Origin of the sequence: Thioalkalivibrio sp. AKL12 (genome assembly GCF_000377925.1) — a bacterium.
GTDB classification, from domain to species: Bacteria; Pseudomonadota; Gammaproteobacteria; order Ectothiorhodospirales; family Ectothiorhodospiraceae; genus Thioalkalivibrio; species Thioalkalivibrio versutus.
In genome coordinates this window covers 72840-96338 of sequence record NZ_KB898900.1, presented here as the reverse complement: position 1 = coordinate 96338, position 23499 = coordinate 72840, and the positions used below count along the sequence as shown (strand labels likewise).

Below are 23499 nucleotides of genomic sequence, written 5' to 3'. Positions count from 1 at the left end.
AAGCCATGGGGCCCTTGAGCAGAGCCGGACAAGACTGCTACCGGCCACCTCGCGGGCTTTGCTCCTCTTCGATCCGTGCAAGTTGCCTCACTGGCTCCCGGACCTCGTCGGTGCGAACGGGCGAACCGCCTTATCGACACCTGCGTTAGGTCACGCTAATGGAATTCCTGAGTGTTTCAATAAGGTATTCGGCGCGCAGGGACTCTTAGCCCTGCAACCTGCGAGGAACTCCAACGGCAGCACGGGTCTGTAGCCTTGTCCGCGAGATCCTGCGAAGCCCTTGGAACAGGTGCCTGTGGGCTTCGTGCTTCCTCCGCTTCTCGTTCTGTCGGCGAACGCCCGTAACACCGTCAAGTCCTTTTCGGATGCCGACAGAGCCGTCCCTTGCGAACGTGTTTCACGGGTCTGTATGGTCGAGCGAAGGTGATGTGAAGGATTGTGGTAGGAGAGGGAAATGGCGGGAGTGACTTCGTATCGTGTGGAAATGCCGATGATCGCAGAAGGACTCGACCTACCGTTCGACGGGCAAGGTGGTTCGGCGGATCTCCTGCAGGAGGCTTTGCATGCCGTGCGCGTGCACATGAACCTGGAGGTGGCGTTCATATCGGAAATACGCGATGGGTGTCGAACCTTTCGGTTCGTGGACGAGGAAGAGGGTGCACCGAAACTGCACGTAGGGGACTCGGACCCGGTCGAGCTGAGTTACTGCCAGCGAGTTGTCGCCTTCCCGTAAATTCGGTCCATTGAAAACTGGAGGTCTCCGGGCACACTAGAGCCAAAGGAGGCCGAGATGCGCAAGAGTCGGTTTACGGAAAGCCAGATTGTTCAGACGCTGAAGCAAGTCGAAGGCGGCCGGAAGGTGAAGGACTAAAGTGGACCGGGATGCCCGAGGCGATGTTCACGTTCAGGGTCTCGACGTCGATTCTCTTTGCGCAGGCCTGTCAGGCCCGAGCATCTTCGATGCTGGTAACGGTGGCCCCGTCTGGCGTCCCTTCGCGGAGAAACCGCGCCCAATCGGCCATTAGTCGCGCCCGCTGAGGTAACAACTCATCGCGGGCATAGGCCGCTCGTGTGGCATCGCTGTTCACGTGTGCCAGCGCCAATTCGCTCACCTCATCGGCGTAGGTGGTGCAGGAGCGGGCCCAGTCCTTGAACGTCGATCGAAATCCGTGCGGTACCGCGTCCACCTGCATGCGTTTGCAGACGGCGCTGATACTCATATCGGACAGCGCACCGCCTCGGGGTGCGGTGAATAGCAAATTGGAGTTCGCGAAGCGGGGCAGGGCTTCCAGCAGGGCCACGGCTTCATCGGACAACGGAACCCTGTGCTGTTTGCCCGCTTTGATCCGTTCAGCAGGCACTGTCCATGTTCGGGCGTCCAGATCGATTTCATCCCACGTTGCGCCGCGCACTTCACCCGATCGGGCGGTCGTCAGGATGGCGAATTCCAGCGCCCGTGCGCCCATGCCGGGCCGTTGGCGCAGCGCCTCCATGAATGCTGGGACATCGTTCCAGGGCAGGGCTCGGTAATGGTCGCGCTTGCGGATCTTGCGCGGGGCAGGCAACGCAACCTCCAGGTTCCCTTTCCAGCGGGCCGGGTTGTCGCCTTCGCGATAACCGCTCACGGTGGCCCAGCTGAGCACCGATTCAATGCGCTGGCGTATCCGGCTGGCCGTCTCGGTCTTTTCTTTCCAGATCGGGTCCAATACGGCTTTGACGTGCCCCAACTCGATAGCGGAGACCGGAAGTTTGCCCATCGTCGGGAAGGCGTAGTGCTCCAGCGAGCGAATCCAATCCTTGCGGTGCTTCAGGTTGCGGAACTCGTCTTGCTTCGCGGCATGGCATTGGTGGGCGGCCTCGGCGAAGGTGAGCCGCTTGGCTTCCTCGGCGCGCCTCGCGTCTTCTTCGGCTCTGCGTTCGGCTACTGGATCGATTCCCCGCCACAGTTGATCCTTCAGCTCCCGCGCCCGCTCACGGGCTTGTGCGAGCATGACATCGGGGAATCCTCCAAGACCGAAGTTGCGCCGCTTTCCGGCCACGCGCGCGCGTAACACCCATTGCCGCGATCCGGTGTCCGTCACCCGCAGCGTCAGGCCGGACACGCCGCCCACCGCATGGAAGCCTGGACGGTCGATCCGTTTGACCTCAATGGCGGTTAGCTCCTTCGCCTTCTTCGGCACGGTGTCCCTCACAGAGTTATGTGGAGGCTTTTTGTGTAGTGCCTCCTGTATACCCAAAAAAGATGTTCTTGGATGCTACAGGTTGAGACGAAGTTCAACAAGGAGAGAACGGGGAGTCCGGAAAAGGGCCGAAGAACCAGAGAGATAGAGAGGCTCTGTGAGACCTATTGAAACACCGGGGCGGTGGTCCTCCGCTCCACCAAACACCAAGGAGAAGGCCTGCTTTCGCAGGCCTTTTCCTTTTTCAGGTTCAGCTGCGCAGGTGGCCCCGTGGGGCCATGGCGGCCTTTACCGGGGCCCGGCGCGCGAACGGTTCGGGTTCGTGGTGGCTCACGAGCTCGGCCAGGGATGCGGCGGGCAGGGGGCGGCTGCACAAATAGCCCTGCCAGGCATCACAGCCCTCTGCGGCCAGAAATCCGAGCTGATCCTCGGTTTCAACCCCCTCGGCGAGCACATCCAGCCCCAGGTTGTGGGCCATGTCGATGATGGTCATGGCCAGCTCGGCATCGTTGCGGTCCTCCGGCAGGTCGCGCACGAAGGTCTGGTCGATCTTCAGGATGTCGATCGCGAATTCCTTCAGGTAGGCCAGCGACGAATACCCGGTGCCGAAGTCGTCGATGGCCAGCGCGATGCCCAGGCCCTTGATCTGCTGCAGGGTGCCACGGGTCGTGTCGGCCTGTTCCATCAGGGTGCTTTCGGTGAGCTCCAGGGTCAGGCGTTGTGCGGGGAGTCCGGATTCGTGCAGGACCTGGCGGAGCTGATGGAGCAGGCCCGGTGCGGCGACCTGGCGCGCCGACAGGTTGACCGAGACTTCCAGCGGCGGCAGGCCCTGACGATCCCATTCCACGACCTGGCGGCAGGCCTCGCGCAGAACAAAATCCCCGACGGCGGCGATCAGGCCCGTTTCCTCGGCCAGCGGTATGAACACGTCCGGCGCGATCAGGCCGCGTTCGGGGTCACGCCAGCGCACCAGTGCCTCGATCCCGGTGATCTTCCCGGACGTCATGTGTACCTGAGGCTGGTAGAACACCTCCAGTTCGTTCTGGGCCAGGGCGTGCCGCAGCCGGTTCTCGATCTCCAGGCGCTGGTTGGCGGCATCGGTGAGGGCGGTACGGTAAAAGCGGAAGGTGTTGCGCCCGGCGTCCTTGGCCTCGTACATCGCCGCATCGGCCTGAGTGAGAAGCTCACCGGCTTCGGTGGCGTCCTCCGGGAACAGTGCAATACCGATGCTCGCGCCTACCTGCAAGTTGGTCCAGCCGCCGACGGCAAAGGGTTCGGCTATGAGCTCCAGAAGCTGGCGGGCGCGGGCCTCGAGCTCTTGATGCTCTGCGGCGTCGTCGATTACCGCGATGAATTCGTCGCCCCCAATCCGGGCCACGGTGCGGGCCTCGAAGCGCGTCTTCAGGCGCTCGCCCAGGATTTGCAGGAGGTCATCGCCGACGCGGTGGCCGAGGCTGTCATTGATGTTTTTGAAGCGGTCCAGATCCACGAACAGGATGGCCACCAGGCCTTGCCGCTGGCGAGCCTGTTGCATGGCCTCGTCAAGGTGCTCCTGCAGCAGCGTGCGGTTGGGCAGTCCGGTCAGCGGGTCATGCCCGGCCTGGTACGCCAGGCGAGCTTCGTGTGCGCGCAGGCGGCCCTCCGCCGCGCGGCGTTGCTCGACCTCCAGTGAAAGCCGCCGCGTCAGACGCCGGTAGTAGAGCGCAGCCAACCCGCTCAGCAGCAATAGCCCCGCCATGAAGCCGAGCAGGACCTCCGGCCGGGCCTCCCAGTAGGCGCGCAGGCTGATTGCCACGGTGCGGTCGTAGGGCGGGTAGCCGAGTTCTTCCAGGAGTTTGTGTACCGCCCCGTAGGACAACGGGGCTGACCAGCCGTGGTAGCCGCCTTCACGCGCCGCGGGGTGATCCGCGGGCAGGCTCAGCAGGGCGATCGTGACGGCTTCGGCCAGTTGGTCAGGGGTGTGTCCAAGACGCGAGAACGGCCATTCAGGATAAAGCCGGGTGGAGTGGGCAAATGGAAACCCCGCTGTCTTGCGGGGCGCCAGTACGCGCAGGGTGTCGGCGGGCAGGTCGCCCGATTGCAGCCGCTCCTCCAGCACGCCGGTGCGCACCATGCCGGCGTCGGCCTCGCCGGTTAACAAGCCCTCGATCACCCGGTAGTGGGGCATGCCCGTGTAGTGGACCGACGCCAGGTCCTCGAACGGATCCACGCCAGCGCTGCGCAGGGCCCCGTAACCGGCCAGCCAACCGCCCAGAGAGTCTTCTTCCACCGCCAGCAACCGCTGCCCACGAAGGTCGTCCAGTGACTGGAGGTCATTGCGTTCGTCAAGGACCAGGATCGTCCCGCCGAACTGACGAATGGGCTGGCCTTGCTCCTCGGCGATGAGGGTGGCCAGGCGGGTGATGCCTTGTTGCGCCTCCAGGCGCACGTAATGGCCGGTGTTGGTGAGGACGAAATCAACGCCTCCGGTGGCGACGGCCTGCTCCAGGTCCGGATAGTTAAGTGCCTGAATGCGAAATTCGGCCGCGTCGACCTGCGTGCTCAGGTAGTCGGCTGTGGGTTGCCACTGGGCCGTGGTCTCTTCGGCATCGCGAAAGGCCAGCACGCCGATGGTGTATACGCTGGCGTCGTCACTATTTGCCGCCATTGCGGGGGCAGCAACGGACAGGCTGATCAGCAGGATCAGCAGACGGGGCAGGGTGGATGGATGGCGCATCGGCAAGAGCCTACTATGCGAAGGGACTTGCCGTACACGTTCGGGCGCGAACGGGCGTTGGGGTACCGGCTCGCGGGAAAGGGCGGTCACGCGGCGAGCCCGGCCGCCGCGTGACCGATGGGGACGCTACCAGCTCTTGTAGGGCAGGAACTTGCCGTTCCAGGTGATCTTCACGCGGTCGCCCTTCGGGTCCTCGACCTTGTCGATGTCCATGGTGAAGTCGATGGCGCTCATGATGCCGTCACCGAACTTCTCGTGGATCAGCGCCTTCATGGTGTCGCCGTAGACGTTGATCGCCTCGTAGAAGCGATAGATCACCGGGTCGGTGGGGATGGTCTTGTCCCAGGTCTTGTGCGGGAAGGCCTGCAGCGCCTGCGAGACCTCGGGGCCGAGACCGAGGAAGGTCGCCAGCTTGTCGGCCTGGTCGCCCTCCAGGTGGTTCATGCCGTAGCAGGCGGAGGTCACGTAGACCTCGTGCAGCCCGGTGGCCTCGGCGATCGCGGCCCAGGTGGTTCCGCGGTTCTCCTTGGCCTCGAGGATGGTGGTGGTCATGGCGCTCTTGCTGAGACTCATCATGTGCTCCTTGAATGCGATGGATGGACTGGGGGTCAGACCGCGCGAACCATGCGCGGACCGGGTTCCGGGTTGGCCTCGGGCTTGGCCGGGTTGACGATGCGCGGGCTGTGGCGCGGGTTGTCACCGCGGGCGGCGCCCGCCTGGGCCTTGGCCGACATCTCCTTGGCGCCGTTCACGAGGAAGTCGACCAGGTGGTTGCGGATCGGGTAGTAGGCCTCCTGCTGATGCAGACTGGCGCGCTCCCGCGGCCGGGGGATGTCGATCTTCACCGACTCGGCGACCTGGGCATGCGGCCCGTTGGTCATCAGCAGCACGCGGTCGGCAAGCAGGATCGCCTCGTCCACGTCGTGGGTGATCATGAACACGGTCTGGTGGGTCTCCGACCAGATCTTCAGCAGCTCCTCCTGGATGACCCCGCGGGTCAGGGCGTCCAGGGCTCCGAACGGCTCGTCCATCAGCAGCAGCTTGGGTTCGATGGCGAAGGCCCGGGCGATGCCGACGCGCTGGCGCATGCCGCCGGAGAGTTGCGAGGGCTTGCGGTCCATGGCGTGGTCCAGGCCCACCATGTGCAGGTAGCGCTCGGCGTGTTCCAGGCGTTGCGCCTTGCTCCAGTTCGGCCAGCGGGCGCGCACCGCGAACATCACGTTGTCGCGCGCCGACAGCCACGGCAGCAGGCTGTGGTTCTGGAAGATCACGCCCTGGTCGAGGCTGGGGCCGTTGATCTCCTTGTTGTCCATGATCACGTTGCCGTCGGTCGGTGTGGCCAGACCGGCGAGCACGTTCAGGATGGTGGACTTGCCGCAGCCGGAGTGACCGATCAGGCAGACGAACTCGCCCTTGTTGATGGTCACGTCGACGCCCTCGAACACGGTCATCAGTTCGCTGGAGTCGGGCTGCGGGAAGCGCTGGCTCAGGTTCTCGATTTCGAGGAATCCCTTGCTCATGATAGGTCTCCTGGTTGGGCTGCGCCGACTTAGTCGGCGTAGCGCACGAATTTGGTGGCCTGGGCGAGGGAGGCATCCAGCAGGAAGCCGACGATGCCGATCATGATGATCGCGAAGATCACGCTGGCGAGATCGAGGTTGTTCCACTCGTTCCAGATGTAGTAGCCGATGCCGGTGCCGCCCACGAGCATCTCGGCGGCGACGATGACCAGCCAGGCGATGCCGATGGAGATGCGCATGCCGGTGAGGATGGTCGGGGCCGCGGCAGGCAGGATCACGGTGAACGCGGTGCGCAGGTTCGACAGTTGGTGGGTCTTGGCCACGTTCAGCCAGTCATTGCGCACCGAGGCGACGCCGTAGGCGGTGTTCACGAGCATCGGCCAGATCGAGCAGATGAAGATCACGAAGATCGCCGACATGTTCGAGTCGCGGATCACGAACAGGGCGAGCGGCATCCAGGCCAGTGGCGAGATCGGCTTGAGGATCTGGATGTACGGATCGAACGCCTTGTTCAGCAGCGGCGACATGCCGATCACGAAGCCGAGCGGGATCGCGATCAGCGCGGCCAGGGCAAAGCCCAGCAGGACCCGGTAGATCGAGTAGGCCAGCTGGATGCCGATGCCCTTGTCGTTCGGGCCCGCGTCGTAGAACGGGTTGCTCAGTTCGCTGAAGGCGTGGCTGAACACCTGGGTGGGGGCCGGGATGCCGCTGCTGGAACTGCGATCGGTCCCGCCCCCCATCAGTTGTTCGTATTCGCTCAGCTCGCCCTGCTGCGGCGCGAGGACCTCCGGGGCGGTGGCCAGCTGCCACACGCCCAGGAAGACCACGAGCATCACCAGCGAGAGAACGGTCGCCCGGAAGTTGAGATTGCTCAACATGGCTTAGCTCCTGCGGATTGCGAAGCTGTCGAGATAACCTTCCGGGTCGGTGTAGTCGAACACCTTCCCCATGATCTCGAAGTTCTTGTAGGTGTCGCTCGGCGCTTCGTAGCCCAGCTCGGTCATGACCTCGGCGCACTCGCTGGCGAGGAAGACGTCTTCCGCCAGGCGGTTGTAGTCGAAGTCGCGGTCCACGTAGCCCCAGCGCTTCATCTGGGTGAGGATCCAGGTCGCCATCGAGTGCCAGGGGAAAGGGTCGAAGTCGATCCGGTGCGGATCGTTCTGCACGTTGCCCAGGCCGTCGGCGTAGCGACCGGTGAGCACCTGCTCCACCACGGACTGTGGCTGATTGAGATAGGCACGCGGGGAGATGGCCTCGGCAATCTCGGCCCGGTTGTTGATGTCCGAGCTGTACTGCGTGGCCTCGATCAGCGAGCGGAACAGGGCACCGAAGGTGTTCGGATGCTCGTCGGCCCACGCCGCGGAGCAGGCGAAGGCGCAGCACGGGTGGCCGTCCCAGATGTCCTTGGTCAGCATGTGAATGAAGCCGATGCCGTCCCAGACTGCGCGCTGATTGAAGGGGTCGGGGGCCAGGTAGCCGTCGACGTTCTCGGCACGCAGGTTGGCGACCATCTCCGGCGGCGGCACGACGCGGATGCTGATGTCGCGATCGGGATCCAGCCCGTGCTCGGCCACCAGGTAGCGCAGCAGGAAGTTGTGCATGGAGTACTCGAAGGGCACGGCGAAGGTGAAGCCCTTCCAGTCCTTGGGATCGCGCTTGTCCTTGTGCTTGTTGTGCAGGGTGATGGCCTGGCCGTTGATGTTTTCCACCGCCGGCATGATGTAGTGCTCGCGCGAGGAGCCGGAGCCCAGGGTCATCGACAGCGGCATCGGCGAGAGCATGTGCGAGGCGTCGTACTCACCGGACAGCGACATGTCGCGGGCCACCGCCCAGCCGGCGGTCTTGATCACGTCGACGTCCAGGCCATGGCGCTCGTAGAAGCCCATGGGGTGGGCCATGATGATCGGCGTGGCGCAGGTGATCGGGACGAAGCCGACGCGCAGCTTGGTCTTTTCCAGCGGCCCGCCGTCCTTGATTGCGGCCTTGACCTTGTCCAGCGGCAGGATGGAGCCCAGGGCGGCGGCCACCGTGCCGCCCCCGATCATCTGCAGGAACCGGCGGCGGTTGATCTCGTTGTGGCCGAACATGCCGCGCACGATGGCGCTCTCCACTGCGCGATCGACCATGGCCTCGTCGCTCAGGTCCTCGCCGGTGGTGTGGGCATCGGCCTGTACGGGCTCATGGGTGGCGTGTCGTTCCAGTTTCTCTTCCAGGTCCGGGGACGCGGTGTCGAAGCAGCTGCAGCTGCCGGGACCGGTGTGCCCGTGGCGGCAGCTGGAGCCGTGGCGCAGGTCGGCGTTGGCGTCAAAGGGATCGTGAAGACTCTTGGTCGGCATGGTCGGCTCTCCTCGTGGGTCGAATCGATGCGGGCATCGTTGCCGCGCATGTCGAGGGTCATTGCAGGTGCCATGCCAAGCGTGGGGAATGGGCCGCCAGGGCGGCGCGCGAGTGCCGGGAGATCGGACCATTGGTCGACATTGTCGACGAAGCGGACAAAAGGTCCGCTGGTGTCTGAGCGGTGGGCCTAAGTGGTTTCTATGCCGAGCTTTTTCAGGCGATAGCGCAATTGCCGCGGGGTCAGGCCCAGGTCCATCGCGGCGCGGGTCTTGTTGCCCCCGGTTTGCTCGATCGCGCGCTTCAGGCGCTCCGCCTCGGTGGCGTGCACGCGCTGATATGGGCGCACCGCGCTGGTGCAGGACGCGCCGGAAGAGGGCAGGGTTCGGGGCTCGTTGTGCCGCGATGGTGCCGGTGCATGCTCGTCTCGGAGGCCGTGCCTCTCGCCCTCGAACGGGCTGATGCGGGATTCCTCGTGCAGGATCTCGTCGATCAGCGGCGTGCCGATGCGGCCATCCGTGGACAGCAGCACGGCGCGCTCCAGCACGTTCTCCAGCTGGCGGATGTTGCCGGGCCAGTCGAAGGCCTCCAGGCGTTCCAGCACGCCCTCGTCGACGACCACGTTCCAGCCGTGCAGGTGGGTGTAGCGGTCGAGGAAGTGGCGGGTGAGCAGGCGGATGTCGCTGGCGCGGTCGCGCAGGGCCGGCATGTGCAGCGGGATCACGTTCAGGCGGTAGAACAGGTCGAGCCGGAAGTTCCCGGCGTTCACCGCGGCCTGCAGGTTCTGGTGGGTTGCGGCGATGATGCGTACGTCCACCGGGAGATCGCGGTTGCCGCCAATGGGCTGGACCACCCGTTCCTGCAGTACACGCAGGATCTTCGACTGCAACGCCTCCGGCATGTCGCCGATCTCGTCCAGAAACAGCGTGCCGCCGTCGGCCAGGGCGATCTTGCCGGTCTTGGCGCTGGACGCGCCGGTGAAGGCCCCCTTTTCGTGGCCAAACAGTTCGGATTCCAGCAGGTCGGCCGGGATGGCGGCGCAGTTGATGGAGATGAACGGCTTTGCATTGCGCTGGCTGATCCGGTGGACCATGCGCGCGATCTTCTCCTTGCCAGTCCCGGAGGCCCCGGTGATCAGGACGGTGGCCTGGGTATCCGCAATGCGGTGGACCTGCTTGAGGACATGGCGCAGGGCCGGACTCTCGCCGAGGATGCCGTACTGCCCGCCCTGGGTATCCAGGGCGCTCTTGAGGTAGCGGTTCTCCGAGACCAGCTCGGCGGTGCGCTCGGCGATCAGCTGGTGGATGCGCAGGACCTGGCCGATCATGCTCGCGATCACCCGCAGCAGGTTCAGGTCGTCCTGGAACTGGCGCGAGCGGCGTCGCAGCCGGTGCACGCCCAGCACGCCGATGGCGTGTTCGTCCTGGACGATGGGCACGGCGATGTAGGCGACGGTCTCCTGCGGCAGGGTGGAACGGTCAATGGCGCGCGCGAGGTATTCGGGCTCGTTGTCGATGTCCTGGATCAGGGCGATCTGGCCGGTCTTCATGACGCGCCCGGTGACACCCTCGCCGAGGCTGTAGCTGCCGCGGTCGCGCTCGGCATCGGTCAGGCCGTAGGCGTGGCGGATGCGCAGTTGGCCGCTGTTCGGATCCGGCAACAGGACGCGGCCGCGGTTGAGTCCCAGTAGCTGGGACATCATCCCGAGGATGCGGTAGATCGCGGCATCCGGGTCGCCGGAGCGGCCCATGAGCTTGGCAACCTCCAGCAGCAGGGTGATCTCCTGCTCCCGGGTGGCCAGGTCCGGTGGGGTCGAATCGGATATGCGGTGGAGTGCCATGCCGTGGGTTATGCAGAAAGCCTGCCAGTGCGAAAACGACGTGTTGGTGGGCGTTCGGGGGCGTCTGGCAGGGTCGGGATGACGCGGTTGCCTCGAGGCGGGGCAGGGCCTTGCACTGTTGGGTTGCGCTTGCCCGCTTTGCGGGCGCACAAAAAGGCCCGGCCATGAATGGCCGGGCCCGGGCATGGTCTGGAGGGTCAGCCCTCCGCGTGATAGCTGCTGCGCTTGATCAGGCGTACGCAGATGGCGTCGAGCATGTAGCCGATAATGCCGATGACCAGGACAAATGCGGCCAATTTGTCGTACTCCAGGGTGTCGCGGGCATCGTTGATGGCGTAGCCCAGCCCCGAGGTGACGCCCAGGTACTCGGCCGGCACCAGTACGATCCAGGCCACACCCACCGCCAGGCGGATCCCGGCGAACACATCCTGGGCGATCGCGGGCATCACGATGTAGCGCAGGGTGTGGTACGGATTGGCGCCCAGGTTGTTGCCCACCTTGAGCCACATCGGATCGATCCGTTGCACCCCGTGCGCGGTGGCGTAGGTAATGGGCCAGACGGCCGCGATGGCAATCAGGAAGATGATGGCCGCATCCCAGGTGGCGAAGGCCAGTACCGCGACCGGCATCCAGGCCAGCGGCGAGATCATCCGCAGGAACTGGAACGGGACGTGGGTGACCTGCTTCAGCGTCAGGAAATAGCCGATCATTACGCCCAGTGGCACGCCGATGGCAATGGCGTAGGCCAGGCCCCAGCCCACGCGGTACAGGCTGGACTCGATCGGCGACCACACGGCCCCGGAGCTGACGATGTCCCAGAAGGCCGCCAGCGTGGGCCCGGGGGCGAAGCTGGCGAAGGCCATCGTGTCCTCGTTGTTGCCGATGGCCCAGCCGCCCCAGTACCACAGGGCGAACAGGCCGGCGATGCCCAGCGCCGGGTACTGCAGCGCCCGGCGCGCTTGGTCCGCGAACCGCAGCACCGGCATGAGCCGCTCCACGGTCGCGGTGTCGACGGAGAGTGTGGCTTCGCGGTTCATAGGACCACCACCTCCTCGCGGGCATAGGGCGAATCCATGTCCACGCCCGGGGCGCCCTGCCAGGCGGTGTGTTTTTCCATCGCCTTGCGCACGAAGTCGTAGTTCACCAGGTCGTCGGTGACGAAGTCCGGGTCCAGGCCTTCGAGGAAGGTGGTGTCGCCGCCGACCAGGGTCTCGTTCATGGCGCCGACCAGCATCTTGGTCGCGGACGGGTAGGGCCAGGGCGAGAAGTCGATGCGGCCGTTCTCCCATTCGGGGTGACGGATCGCGCCGCTGTCGGCGTAGGTGCTGTCGTCGTGATAGTTCGTCATCGCGCGTTCCACCACGTTGGCGGGCATCGGGAGATACCCCTTGCCGTCGCGCGAGAGCATGGTGGCGACACTCTTCTTGTCTTCCTGGATCGTGCCCTGGGCGCGGACCACGGCGTTCATCACCTTCTGGGTCCACTCCGGCTCGCGGTCGGTCAGGCGCTCGTTCATGCAGACCACGCAGCAGGGGTGGTTCTTCCAGATATCGCCGGTGAAGCGCAGCACGTTGCCGCGCGCCAGCAGTTCGCCGGCGGCGTTGAACGGCTCGGCGACGATGTAGGCATCAATGGAGCGCGCGGCCAGGGCCGGCGGCATGTCCGGCGGCGGCATGAGCATCAGGTTGACCTCGTGCGCCTCCAGGGCGTCGCCCTGATCGCGGATCACCGGCGTCAGGCCGGCATCGCGCAGGGCCATCTGCATGACCACGTTGTGCATGGAGTACCAATAGGGCACGGCCACGCTCTTGCCGCCGAGATCGGCGAAGCTCTGTACATCCACATGGCGGCCGGTCACCACGGCCGAGCCGTTGGTGTGGGCCCAGGACATGATCTTCACCGGGAAGTCATTCTGGTAGCGCATCCACAGCGGGATCGGCTTCAGCAGGTGCACCAGGTTGAATCGGTTGGCGGCAAAGGACTCGATCAGCGGCGACCAGCCGCGGATCAGCTGGGGATCGGCGACCTCCAGTCCTTCGTCCTCGAAATAGCCCTCGGAGTGGGCGACCAGCAGGGCGGCCGCGTCGGTGATCGGGATGTAGCCGATGCGCACGACGCCGTCGAAGTCGCTGACGACGCCTTCGGGCTCTTCGAGGCTCCCGGGTTCGGCCCCGAACAGGGAACCGGGCAGGGCAAGCCCGCTCCCGGCCAGGCCGCCGACGGCGGCGGTACGCAGGAAGTTGCGACGGGAGAAGCTGCGATCCAGCAGCCGGTCCAGTTCGCTGTCGATGTCGTGGTGGTTGTCGCAGTTGCACATGGTGGCGGTTCCTCGCTCGGGTTCGGGGCAGTGGGGTGATGGATCAGGCGGCGCGTACGCGCGCCCGGGATTCGGATGAAGAAGACTCGTCTTGTTCGCTTTCGGTATCCGGCGTCGGGGCTTCGGCCTCCGCTGAACCCTTGTCAGCGGCCGGGGTGCGGGTGGCGCCGAAGTAGCCCATCAGTTCGGCCTTGCGGTCGACGAAGGCCTGGCTGTTGCGATCGCGCGGGTGGGCAATGTCGATCGGCAGTTCGGCGGTGATGGTCCCCGGGTTGGAGCCCATGACCAGCACGCGGTCGGCCATGGCGACGGCCTCTTCGATGTCGTGGGTGACGAACACCACCGAGATCCCGCGTTCCCGGGCCAGGCGGGTGACTTCGTCCTGCAGGGCGACGCGGGTAAAGGCGTCCAGGGCCGAGAACGGTTCGTCGAGCAGGAGCAGCTCGGGGTCGGTGGCCAGGCTGCGGGCCAGGGCGACGCGCTGTTGCTGGCCGCCGGAGAGCGACTGCACGTTGACCTCGGCCTTCTCGCTCAGACCCACGGTCTCCAGCAGCTGGTCGATGCGTTCGCGCATGTCGGTCTTGCGGCCCTGGAAGATCAGGCCCAGCGAGGCGTTCTTGCGCACCGTCATCCAGGGGTAGAGCGAGGGCTTCTGGAACATCATGTTCCAGCGCGGGCTCGGCTTGATGACCTGGTGGCCGTTGATGCGTACACAGCCTTCGCTCGGCAGCAGGAGCCCCGCGAGCATGTGCAGCAGGGTGGACTTGCCGCAGCCACTCTGGCCGATCAGGGCGACGGTCTCGCCCGGTGCGACGGTGACCTGGATGTCCTTGAGCGTGGGGGCTTCCTGCCCGGGATAGTGGTGGGTGATGTAGTCGATGGAGATGGCGGCGCCCATGGCGTTTCCCTCTTGACCTTCGTTCATGAGCCGCCGGATGGATCGGATCGGCGGCGCGTTCAAGGGGGTTCCTTACAAGGGGCGTGCCAAACCCGTCGTGTTGCCCGGGAATTTCGTCCGGACCGGGGGCGAAACGGCGCGCTGGTGCGCAATACAGTGAGCGGCGAACGAGGCATCGCAGAAGCGGGGGGATCCGGCGTGGGGGGGCGAGAAGTGGACAATCCGGACAATGCGGACCAGTTCGAGTGGACAAAGCGGACGGATTGTCCGACGGGGGGATGGGTTGGATTCGGGTGGCCCGGCTGGAAATGGCTTTGTGGTGCGGTCCGCACGGTTTTGGCACGGCTTCTGCACCGGGATGGACGACCCGGTCGAATGCCGGGGATCCACGAATCCCAACTATCAGGAGCACCACCATGTCTGCAGCCGAAGCCACCACCTCCCTGTCCATCAACGCCCTGGAGCCGATCGACCAGGATGGCCTCAATAACCTCGCCGCCAAGGGCAAGGCCAACCCCGAGAACATCGTGACGCTGAAGGCCACCACGGTCTGCGAAGGCAAGTTCCGCAACCTGACCTTCGTGCGCGACCTCGAGGCCCACGTGATCGACGAGCCGCCGCACCTGCTGGGCGACGACACCGCGCCGAACCCCTCCGAGGCCGCTCTGGCCAGCTTGGGTGCCTGCCTGTCCGTGGGGATGCACGCCAACGCCATCGATCGCGGTATCACCCTGACCAAGCTCGAGTTGACCCTGGAGGGCGACATCAACGTGACCGCCGTATGGGGCGTCGGGGATACCGATGTGAACAAGCACCTCGGCTTCTCCGATATCCGCGTCAAGGCGAATCTGGAAGGGGATGCCAGCGAGGAACAGCTGAAGGAGCTGGTCGCCCATGCCGACTTCTGGTCGCCGGTGGCCAACACCATGCGCAACCCGGTCAAGCTCAGCGTCGAGCTGGCCTGATTCCGGTCCTGCTGCCCAACGGGAGTAAACCCCAATGCTTGAAACCCGCACTCACGACGTGACGGGGGTGTCGCCGGCCGCAGGGCCGGCGGATGCCGATGCCGCGCTGCAGGCGCTGGTGGAGCGCGATCTGGCTCCGCTGACCGCCCGTATCGACCGCGAAGGCCTGTACCCCGAAGACTTCCTGCGCGAGGCCGGTCGCCTCGGCGCCTTCAACCGCCACCTGGCCAGCCAGAACGCCAGCGGCACCACGGATATTGCCAGTGCCATCCGCGCGACCGAGGTGATCTCGGCCGAGTGCATGACCACCGGCTTTGTCGCCTGGTGCCAGAACGCCTGTGCCTGGTATGTGGAGAACAGTGCCTCGGACACCCTGAAGCGCGAGGCCCTGCCGAGGCTGGCAAATGCCGAGGCACTGGGTGCCACCGCGCTGTCCAACCCGATGAAGTGGTTTGCCAATATCGAGGACCTCAAGCTCTCCGCCGAACGTGTGGACGGCGGTTATGTGGTCTCCGGTGCGCTGCCCTGGGTATCCAACCTGGGCGAGGACCACTACTTCGGCGCGATCTTCCGCACCACCGGCGCGAACCCGCGGCCGGTCATGGCGCTGATCAACTGCTCCGACCCCGGGTTCAGCCTGACGGCCTGCCCCGAGTTCACCGCGCTGGAGGGTTCGCGCACTTTCGGCTGCCATTTCGATCGCGTGTTCGTGCCCGATGAGCACGTGCTGGCCGACGCCCTGCCCGAATACATCCGCCGGATCCGACCGGGGTTCGTGCTGCTGCAGATGGGCATGGGGCTGGGGCTGATCGATGGCTGCATCCAGACCATGCGCGAGGCCAACGAGACGCTGGCCCATGTAAATGGCTACCTGGATGACCAGGTGGGCGAGCTGGAAGAGGCACTGGAGGATGGTCGTTCGGCCTGTTATGCCTTGTCGGAGACCCCCTTTGATGAATCCGAGCGCTTCTTTGCCGATGTGTTGCAGATGCGCCTGACCGGTTCCGAGTTGTCGCTGCGTGCGTCGCAGTCGGCATTGCTGCATGCCGGGGCCCGGGGGTATCTGGCGAACGCCGCCGCCCAGCGCAAGCTGCGCGAGTCGTACTTCGTGGCCATCGTGACCCCGGCCATCAAGCACCTGCGCAAGGAGCTGGCGCGGATCCACGCGCACTAGTCCACCACCCACGGTCGGGGCCTACCGGGGCCCCGCACCGAACGAAGGAATCGTCATGCTGGAAACCACTACCCGACTGGACCCCGAGACCGCGGTCGCGACCCTGAAGGAGGCGATTGACGCCCAGGGGCTGAAGCTGGTCTCGCACATCAACGGCCAGGCCAATGCCGCGAAGATCGGGGTCGAGGTCCCGACCGACCAGATCCTGGAGATCTTTCACCCGAGCTACGCGGTGCGTGTCTGGGAGGCCTGCAAGCCGGCCGGCATCGACATCCCGTTGCGCATCCACGTCTCCGGAGATGGCGAGATGCTGCGCGTCAGCGCGCGCTCCGCAGGGGACGTGTTCGCGCCATGGGCCAACCCCGACCTGGACGCCATCGGGTCCGAACTGGACCCCAAGCTGAAGGCCATTCTCGATGCCGTGGAGGCCGCGTGATGAGCACCGAAACCGACGAGTTCAAGCGCTATATCTGCAAGGTCTGCGGGTATATCTACGACGAGGCTAAGGGCGACCCGGATTCCGGTCTGGCCCCTGGGACCCGCTTCGAGGATATTCCCGACGACTGGTATTGCCCCGACTGTAATGTGACCAAGGCGGATTTCACCGCCCTGGAGCCGCGCGCCGAGACCGCGGACGCCGGTGCCGCCGCGATGGCCTGGAGTGCCGGAGCCGGCGCGGCGGATCCGGACGCGGTGGTGATCGTCGGCGGCGGCATGGCGGGCTGGGCCCTGGCCGAGGCCCTGCGCGAGCGGGATCCGCGGCGCACGATCCGCCTGCTGACCGCCGATTCCGGTGATTACTACACCAAGCCGCGGATCTCCAATGCCTTTGCCCGTGGCGTCGCGGTCGCGGATCTGGTGGAGGAGACTGGCGTGGCGCGGGCGGCCCGGCTCGGCATTGACCTGATGCCGTTTGTCCGTGTGCTGGATGTCCAGCGGGCGCAGCAAAAAATCATCACCGCCCGTGGCGGCGTGCCGTACGGCCAGCTGGTGCTGGCCACCGGGGCGCGTCCGCGGCAAATGGCGTTCCCGGGTGGGGCCGGGGCGCCGCTGTCGGTGAACACGCTGGAGGACTACCGCGCGCTGCGTGCGGCCCTCGAGGCGCAAGCCGGGTCACCGGCCCATACCCGTGTGGCCATCATCGGCGCCGGCCTGGTGGGCTGCGAGCTGGCGGACGACCTGGCGGCCGGTGGTTATCCGGTGTCTTTGATCGAGTGTGCGTCACGGCCGCTGCCGAATCTGCTGCCCGAGCCGCTGAGCGTCGATCTGAAGAAGGCGCTGGCCGACCGCGGCGTGCAGTGGCACACCGAGGCGACCGTCGAGCGCACCGAACCGGTGGCGGAGGGAACGACCCGTCTCGTCCTTGCCAGCGGCGAATCGGTAGAGGCCGAGGTGGTCATCAGCGCGCTCGGGCTGGTGCCCAACCGCGAGCTGGCCGAGCGGATCGGTCTGGCCTGCCACGCGGGGATCGAGGTGGACGCACTCTTGCGCACCACCGACCCGGCGGTCTTCGCCCTGGGCGATGGTTGCGAGTTCGACGGCCAGTTACGCCCCTACGTGGAGACCCTGCGCGGGCAAGCAGCTGCACTGGCGCGAACGCTGTCCGGCGAGCCGACGGTGTACCGGCCGGATGCCGGGATCGTGCAGGTCAAGACCGGGAGCCTGCCGTTGAACGTCTGCCCGCCGCAGACGGACGGGGGCGAATGGGTGGAGATCTCGGGCGACGGCGAAGGGCGTCACCTGGAGTATCACGCCGATGCACGGCTCGAGGGGTTTGCCTTGTCGGGTGGCCATGCACGCCAGGCGCGGGACCTGGAGACGCGCCTGGGCGAGCCGGTGGCGGATACCCGAACCCGGCTGGCGTCCTGAGCCGCGTGGCCCGGCCGGTGCCGGGCCCGCGGGGGGCGGCGATGCGGATCAGAGGGTTCGGGTCATATGACCCCGTCGAGGCGCAAATAGCCGATCAGGAACAGCACTGCCAATACACCGGCCAGGGCGTAGAGCCAGTTGGATAGCGTGGGGTTGTCGGGGCGGCTGAAGAAGGCCGCCCACAGTGCCAGCAGGATCAGGACGAAAAAGAAGAACAAAAAGCGCATGCGTCAGGCTCCTTCGGGGACTGCGTAGGGCAGTTCGACGACCTCGGCCTTGGCGCCGTCGGGTGCGTCCCAGCGCAGTTCGCCCTTGGCGGCCGCGACCTGCAGTACCGCCAGGGCGGAGTACAGCCCGTCCGGGTGCAATTCGGCTGCGACGATCTCGCCGTCCGACTGGTCCGGGTTGCCGCCGGCCTGGAACACAGGCGAGCCGGGTTGGGGGGGAGTCTGAGTATGGATCGCCAGGCGGAACATGCGCCGCTTGAGCTTGCCCAGGTAGTGCATGCGTGCCACGACCTCCTGGCCCGGATAGCAGCCCTTTTCGAAGCTGACCGCGCCCAGGGCATGCAGGTTGAGCATCTGCGGCACGAACTTCTCGCTGGTTTCCTCCACCACGGTGGGGACCCCGGCCAGGATGTCCAGCAGTGCCCAGTCGCGCGGGCCCACCGGGGCCGCGTGGACGTTCAGGCCGTCCCACGCCTTGCGCATGGCGTCGATCTCGCCGAACAGCTCGAAGCGCGGGTGGACCCCGGGTACCCGGACCACGGTGACGCCGTTTTTCTCGACGACCTCCTCGACCTCGGCGGGACAGACACCCAGCGCACTTTGCAGCTCCTTCTCGGCATCCGGCCCGGAGCAGCCGAAGTGGATGCGGGAGTCGCCGGCCTGTTCGATGATCACGTTCGCGCGCAGCACGAACATCTGCAGGCGCTTGGCCACCGGCTCGATCCGGTCTGCGGGCATCTCCAGCAGGTAGCCGTCGCGGGTACGCAGCACGCGGAACACGGCGTAGGCGCGGCCCTTGGGACTGGAGTAGCTGGACAGCTGGCTGTGTTGCGCATCCACCGCACGGATGTCGTTGCCGAACTGGCCCTGCAGGAAGTCGGTGGCGTCGTGGCCGCGAACCTCCAGCAGGCCGCGATGGGAGAGGTCGCAGATCACCTCGCCGTTGATGGCCATGCGGCGTTCGCGTTCCGGGTTGCCGTAGTGCAGGAGGTCGTCCTCCTCGAACTCGGCGCCGGCATCGATCAAGTGGTTTTTCCAGTCTTCGCGCATCGGAAATCTCCCGTGGAAGCGCTCGCTGTCGTCCGCCGTCGGGCTCGATTGGCTATCGGTATCCGGGGCGCACGGCCAGGGTTTGAGGTGGTAAGCTGAACCAAGCGGCTCGATAGTAGACGAACCATTCGCAGGGTGTCAGCCCTGGTTTCCTTTCTCCCCCTTGGAGGTGGCATGACTCGGCAGGGACGTCCCGTCTTTCTGGATTTGCGCAAGATCCGACTGCCGCTGAATGCCGTGGTCTCCATTCTGCACCGGATCACCGGTGTCTTCCTGATTCTGTCGATTCCCGTGCTGCTTTGGCTGCTGGACCGCTCGCTGGCCAGCCCCGAGGGCTTCGCCCAGGTCGTGGCGATCATTTATCACCCGATCGGCCTGGTGGCGCTGGCCCTGGGGCTTTGGTGGCTGCTGCATCACCTGTTTGCCGGGATTCGCTACCTGCTGATGGAATTCGGCATTGGCGAGGATCACTCGGGCTCGCTGCGCACGGCGCGCGATGCCCTGTACGCAGGCATCCTCGGCACCGTTCTGGTGTGGCTGGGGCTGGTGCTGTGAGGCTCCTGAGCGGACAGCGCGCCTGGCTGCTGCAACGCATCACGGCGGTGTACGTGGGCGTGTACGTGATCCTGGCCCTCGGATTCTTCGTGCTGGCCGCGCCGGCGGATCATGCCGCATGGCTGGGTGTGGTCGGGCACCCGGTGATTGGGTTGCTGACGGCGGTGTTCGTGCTGCTGATGCTCCTGCATGCGTGGATCGGGCTGCGCGACGTGGTGATGGACTACGTGCATGCGCCCGGCACGCGGCTCCTGGTGTTCGTGCTGGCCGCCGGCGGGTTGCTCCTGACGGGGCTGTGGGCATTTTTCATTCTGATTCGGGCGGGACTGGCATGAAGGGACTGGCATGAACGTGGCGCGACGCAAGTTCGACGCCCTGATCATCGGGGCCGGCGGGGCCGGCCTGCGCGCGGCGCTGCAGCTGTCCAATGGCGATGCCAAGGTCGCGGTGGTCTCCAAGGTGTTTCCCACGCGCTCGCACACGGTGGCGGCGCAGGGCGGGGTGAACGCCGCCCTGGCCAACGTCCTGCCGGACTCCTGGCACTGGCACATGTTCGACACGGTTAAGGGCTCGGACTATCTGGGCGACCAGGACGCGATCGAATACATGTGTCGCGCCGCGCCCAAGGTGGTCTACGAGCTGGACCACTTCGGCGTGCCGTTCTCGCGCCTGGACAACGGCACCATCTACCAGCGCGCCTTTGGCGGGCAGAGCCAGAACTTCGGTCAGGACCAGGCGGCGCGCACCTGCGCCGCGGCGGACCGCACCGGGCACGCGATCCTGCACTCGCTGTACCAGCAGAACCTGCGCGCGCGCACGCACTTCTTCGACGAGTACTTCGCGGTGGACCTGCTGCGCGACGCGCAGGGCTACGTGCTGGGCGTGCTGGCGTTCGAGATCCTGACCGGCGAGCCGATCGTGATCGAGGCCAAGACCACCCTGATCGCGACCGGCGGGGCGGGACAGCTGTTCCGCACCACGACCAACGCGCTGATCAACACCGGTGACGGCATGGCGATGGCCCTGCGCGCCGGGGTGCCGCTGGAGGACATGGAGTTTGTCCAGTTCCACCCGACCGGTATCGCCGGGCGCGGCATGCTGATTACCGAGGGCGCGCGCGGCGAGGGCGGGTTCCTGATCAATTCCGAGGGCGAGCGCTTCATGGAGCGCTACGCCCCGCGGGCGAAGGACCTGGCCTCGCGCGACGTGGTGAGCCGCTCCATTGCCACCGAGGTGCGCGAGGGACGCGGCTGCGGGCGCAATACGGATCACGTATTGCTCGACCTGCGCCATCTGGGGGCCGATACGATCATGCAGCGCCTGCCGGGGATTCGCGAGACGAGCATGACCTTTCTCGGGGTCGATCCGATCGAGGCGCCGATCCCGATCTTCCCGACTTGCCACTACAGCATGGGCGGCATCCCGACCAATCGCTTCGGGCAGGTGGTGGCGCCGGAGAAGGACACGCCGGAGGACCCGGTCCCGGGGCTGTACGCGGCCGGCGAGACGGCCTGTGTCTCGGTGCACGGGGCCAACCGCCTGGGCGGCAATTCACTGCTCGACATCCTGGTGTTCGGCCGCGCGGCGGCCAATCACATCCTCGAGTACCTGGCCGAGAACCGTTATCACCGGCCGCTGGACGAGTCGGCCGTGGAACAGGCGATGGCGCGGCTCACGCGCTGGGATCGCAAGGACCCGGGCGATGGCTCCGCCGAGCAGGTCGAGCCGCTCAAGCGCGACCTGCGCAAGGTGATGGAAGACCACTGCTCGGTATTCCGCACCGACGAGGTGATGCGCGAGGGGGTGGAGAAGGTCCGTGCGTTGCGCGAGCGCCTGAACCATGCGGTGATCGCGGATCACTCCAGCACGTTCAATACCGCGCGGGTGGAGGCGATGGAGCTGGAGAATCTGATGGATTGCGCGATCGCGACCATCCGCTCCGCACTGGGGCGCGAGGAGAGCCGCGGCGCCCACTCGCGGATCGATTTCCCCGAGCGCGACGATCAGCACTGGCTCAAGCACAGCCTGTACTCGCTGGCGGATGACAGCCTGGACTACAAGCCGGTGCGGACGCAGCCGAATACCGTCGCCTCGTTCCCGCCGAAGGAACGCGTCTATTGATGGGTCGACTCGACCGTAGGATGCGGATGAGCGCAGCGAATCGCATCATGTGGCGGATATTCCCACCGGCATCGGTGCGTTTCGCGATGCTCAACGCACCCTACGACACCGGTGCATCAATACAGGCCGTAGGATGCCGATGAGCGCAGCGAATCGCATCAGGGGGCATGGCAGCCCGCGCGTTCAACCATGGGCATTGTGCCCAATGGGAGACGAGCAATGAGCAACCCTGCCGAACCGGTACCCGAGGCGTGGCTGCACGAGCAGCTCGAGGTGCTGCTGACGGAGCTGGATGCCGCGCTCGCGGGCGCCGCCGACAGCGGTGCGACCGTGGAGCTGGACCAGCAACGCACCGGACGGCTCTCGCGGATGGACGCGCTGCAGGGCCAGGCCATGGCCAAGGCGAGCCAGCAGCGGCGCGAGGCCCAGCGTGTTCGTGCCCGCCGGGCGCTGAAGCGGCTGGAGGAGGGCGAGGGTGGACTGTGCATCGACTGCCTGGAGCCGATTGCGCGCTCGCGGCTGGAGATCGACCCGTCGGCCGAGCGATGCATTGCCTGTGCCGAGGCGCAGGAACAGGATTGATTGGGGCTTACCGCAGCGTGTGACAACGGTGGCCGCGGTCACCGACAGGAGATACCGATGGAGTTCTCGATCTACCGCTTCAATCCGGAGACGGACACGCTGCCGAAGATGCAGCGCTTCAGCCTGCCCGATGACCAGGTCGAGCCCGGGATGATGCTGCTGGATGCCCTGCTTCTGCTGAAGGAACAGGACGACTCCCTGGGCTTTCGCCGCTCCTGTCAGCACGGGGTGTGTGGCTCCGACGGCATGAACATCAACGGCACCAATGGCCTGGCGTGCATCACGCCGCTGGCGGAGCTGGACTCACCCGTGACCCTGCGCCCGTTCCCGGGCATGCCGGTGATCCGCGACCTGATCGTGGACATGGACAACTTCTGGGAGCAATACCGCAAGGCCGAGCCCTGGCTGGTCAACGACAGCCCGGAGCCCGAGGTGGAGCGCAAGCAAAGCCCCGAAGACCGCGAACAACTGGACGGGCTCTACGAGTGCATCCTGTGCGGCTGCTGCTCCGCTGCCTGCCCATCCTACTGGTGGAACCCGGACAAGTTCCTGGGGCCGGCGGCGCTTTTGCAGGCCGCGCGCTTCATCCACGACAGCCGCGACGAGGCCACCGAGCACCGGCTGGAACAGCTGGATGATGCCTGGAAGCTTTACCGCTGCCACACCATCATGAACTGCACCCAGGTATGCCCGAAGGGCCTGAACCCGAGCCGCGCGATCAGCGACATCCGCCGCACCATGCTCAAGAAATCGCTGTGATTGGCGCGACCCCCAACGGTTGTTCCACCCCGGTAGGAGCCTGCTTGCAGGCGAATGCCCCTGCCAAAGCAGGACGCGGGCAGGGGCTTCGCCTGCAAGCAGGCTCCCACAGGGGGCCTGGACGGGTGTTTGGGTGATGGAACCCGATAACCGGACACGCTGGCGCTGCCGCCGCGGCATGCTGGAGAACGACTGGCTGCTCGGCCACTTTCTCGCGCAGGGATATGCGCAACTGGACCAGGAGGGTCGCGATGCCTTCGAGCGCCTGCTCGATTACCCCGACAACGTGCTGCTGGACGTGGTCATGGGTCGCCAGACCACGGTGGACGAGGGGATAGCCCGTCTTGTCCCGGCGATCCGCGCCGCCACTCAGGCTTCGGCTCCGGCCTGAC

The 23499-nt window shown here is 65.9% G+C and carries 23 protein-coding genes; 11 read left to right on the top strand and 12 right to left on the bottom strand.

The features are described 5' to 3' along the window. The first annotated feature begins 490 nt into the window (after positions 1-490). Positions 491-733, top strand: a complete 243-nt coding sequence (locus D579_RS15245; protein ID WP_196800941.1) for a hypothetical protein — start codon at positions 491-493, stop codon at positions 731-733. A gap of 208 nt (positions 734-941) precedes the next feature. On the opposite strand, the gene D579_RS0110865 is transcribed toward D579_RS15245, so the two are convergent. The 10 genes from D579_RS0110865 to D579_RS0110820 form a co-directional block, all read right to left on the bottom strand. Continuing rightward, positions 942-2192 (bottom strand): site-specific integrase, encoded by a 1251-nt coding sequence (locus tag D579_RS0110865; protein ID WP_018938553.1) that lies wholly within the window; start codon positions 2190-2192, stop codon positions 942-944. A 238-nt stretch (positions 2193-2430) separates the two neighbouring features. Beyond that, positions 2431-4896 (bottom strand): bifunctional diguanylate cyclase/phosphodiesterase, encoded by a 2466-nt coding sequence (locus D579_RS0110860; RefSeq protein ID WP_018952027.1) that lies wholly within the window; start codon positions 4894-4896, stop codon positions 2431-2433. Positions 4897-5022: 126 nt separating this feature from the next. After that, positions 5023-5469: a cyanase gene (gene cynS / locus D579_RS0110855; protein ID WP_018145423.1), complete on the bottom strand. Its 447-nt coding sequence runs from the start codon at positions 5467-5469 to the stop codon at positions 5023-5025. 35 nt (positions 5470-5504) lie between these two features. Next, a complete protein-coding gene (locus D579_RS0110850) occupies positions 5505-6416 on the bottom strand; it encodes an ABC transporter ATP-binding protein (protein WP_018952026.1) in 912 nt (303 codons plus the stop codon). 29 nt (positions 6417-6445) lie between these two features. After that, positions 6446-7294, bottom strand: a complete 849-nt coding sequence (ntrB, locus tag D579_RS0110845; RefSeq protein WP_018176619.1) for a nitrate ABC transporter permease — start codon at positions 7292-7294, stop codon at positions 6446-6448. Between the two features lie 3 nt (positions 7295-7297). After that, positions 7298-8752 carry a CmpA/NrtA family ABC transporter substrate-binding protein gene (locus D579_RS0110840; protein WP_018952025.1) on the bottom strand — a complete coding sequence of 485 codons (1455 nt, stop codon included), beginning with the start codon at positions 8750-8752 and terminating at the stop codon, positions 7298-7300. A 188-nt stretch (positions 8753-8940) separates the two neighbouring features. After that, entirely contained in the window at positions 8941-10590 is a 1650-nt protein-coding gene (locus D579_RS0110835) for a sigma-54-dependent Fis family transcriptional regulator (RefSeq protein WP_018952024.1), read from the bottom strand. Between the two features lie 197 nt (positions 10591-10787). Beyond that, entirely contained in the window at positions 10788-11627 is an 840-nt protein-coding gene (locus tag D579_RS0110830) for an ABC transporter permease (protein WP_018145428.1), read from the bottom strand. After that, positions 11624-12907 (bottom strand): ABC transporter substrate-binding protein, encoded by a 1284-nt coding sequence (locus tag D579_RS0110825; protein ID WP_018952023.1) that lies wholly within the window; start codon positions 12905-12907, stop codon positions 11624-11626. The genes D579_RS0110830 and D579_RS0110825 overlap by 4 nt, the downstream gene beginning before the upstream one ends. Positions 12908-12950: 43 nt before the next feature. Continuing rightward, entirely contained in the window at positions 12951-13805 is an 855-nt protein-coding gene (locus tag D579_RS0110820; RefSeq protein WP_026289509.1) for an ABC transporter ATP-binding protein, read from the bottom strand. Positions 13806-14221: 416 nt separating this feature from the next. Here D579_RS0110820 and D579_RS0110815 point away from each other — a divergent pair, with 416 nt between their 5' ends. The 4 genes from D579_RS0110815 to D579_RS0110800 are packed head-to-tail and all read left to right on the top strand — an operon-like array spanning position 14222 to position 17813. Then, a complete protein-coding gene (locus D579_RS0110815) occupies positions 14222-14770 on the top strand; it encodes an OsmC family protein (RefSeq protein ID WP_018145431.1) in 549 nt (182 codons plus the stop codon). 34 nt (positions 14771-14804) lie between these two features. Beyond that, a complete protein-coding gene (locus D579_RS0110810; protein WP_018952022.1) occupies positions 14805-15944 on the top strand; it encodes an acyl-CoA dehydrogenase family protein in 1140 nt (379 codons plus the stop codon). Between the two features lie 55 nt (positions 15945-15999). Beyond that, positions 16000-16380 carry a DUF302 domain-containing protein gene (locus D579_RS0110805; protein ID WP_018952021.1) on the top strand — a complete coding sequence of 127 codons (381 nt, stop codon included), beginning with the start codon at positions 16000-16002 and terminating at the stop codon, positions 16378-16380. Further along, complete coding sequence (locus D579_RS0110800) at positions 16380-17813, top strand: FAD-dependent oxidoreductase (protein WP_018952020.1); 1434 nt, start codon at positions 16380-16382, stop codon at positions 17811-17813. The genes D579_RS0110805 and D579_RS0110800 overlap by 1 nt, the downstream gene beginning before the upstream one ends. Positions 17814-17875: 62 nt before the next feature. Here D579_RS0110800 and D579_RS15240 read toward each other — a convergent pair whose 3' ends face one another. Both D579_RS15240 and D579_RS0110790 read right to left on the bottom strand, forming a co-directional pair. Beyond that, complete coding sequence (locus D579_RS15240) at positions 17876-18040, bottom strand: hypothetical protein (protein ID WP_018140916.1); 165 nt, start codon at positions 18038-18040, stop codon at positions 17876-17878. A 3-nt stretch (positions 18041-18043) separates the two neighbouring features. Further along, complete coding sequence (locus tag D579_RS0110790) at positions 18044-19090, bottom strand: folate-binding protein YgfZ (RefSeq protein WP_018952019.1); 1047 nt, start codon at positions 19088-19090, stop codon at positions 18044-18046. A 174-nt stretch (positions 19091-19264) separates the two neighbouring features. Here D579_RS0110790 and sdhC point away from each other — a divergent pair, with 174 nt between their 5' ends. From sdhC to D579_RS0110760, 6 genes are all read left to right on the top strand, one after another. Then, entirely contained in the window at positions 19265-19645 is a 381-nt protein-coding gene (sdhC, locus tag D579_RS0110785) for a succinate dehydrogenase, cytochrome b556 subunit (RefSeq protein WP_018952018.1), read from the top strand. After that, the gene (gene sdhD, locus D579_RS0110780; protein WP_018952017.1) at positions 19642-19980 is read left to right on the top strand and encodes a succinate dehydrogenase, hydrophobic membrane anchor protein; all 339 of its coding nucleotides are present in this window, start codon (positions 19642-19644) and stop codon (positions 19978-19980) included. Before sdhC ends, sdhD begins: the two co-directional genes overlap by 4 nt. A gap of 10 nt (positions 19981-19990) precedes the next feature. Further along, positions 19991-21766, top strand: a complete 1776-nt coding sequence (gene sdhA, locus D579_RS0110775; RefSeq protein WP_018952016.1) for a succinate dehydrogenase flavoprotein subunit — start codon at positions 19991-19993, stop codon at positions 21764-21766. Positions 21767-21985: 219 nt separating this feature from the next. Next, positions 21986-22348: a TraR/DksA C4-type zinc finger protein gene (locus D579_RS0110770; RefSeq protein WP_018145439.1), complete on the top strand. Its 363-nt coding sequence runs from the start codon at positions 21986-21988 to the stop codon at positions 22346-22348. Positions 22349-22405: 57 nt separating this feature from the next. Continuing rightward, entirely contained in the window at positions 22406-23107 is a 702-nt protein-coding gene (locus tag D579_RS0110765) for a succinate dehydrogenase iron-sulfur subunit (protein WP_018169984.1), read from the top strand. Between the two features lie 136 nt (positions 23108-23243). Next, positions 23244-23498: a succinate dehydrogenase assembly factor 2 gene (locus D579_RS0110760; RefSeq protein WP_018938539.1), complete on the top strand. Its 255-nt coding sequence runs from the start codon at positions 23244-23246 to the stop codon at positions 23496-23498. Position 23499: the final 1 nt, after the last annotated feature.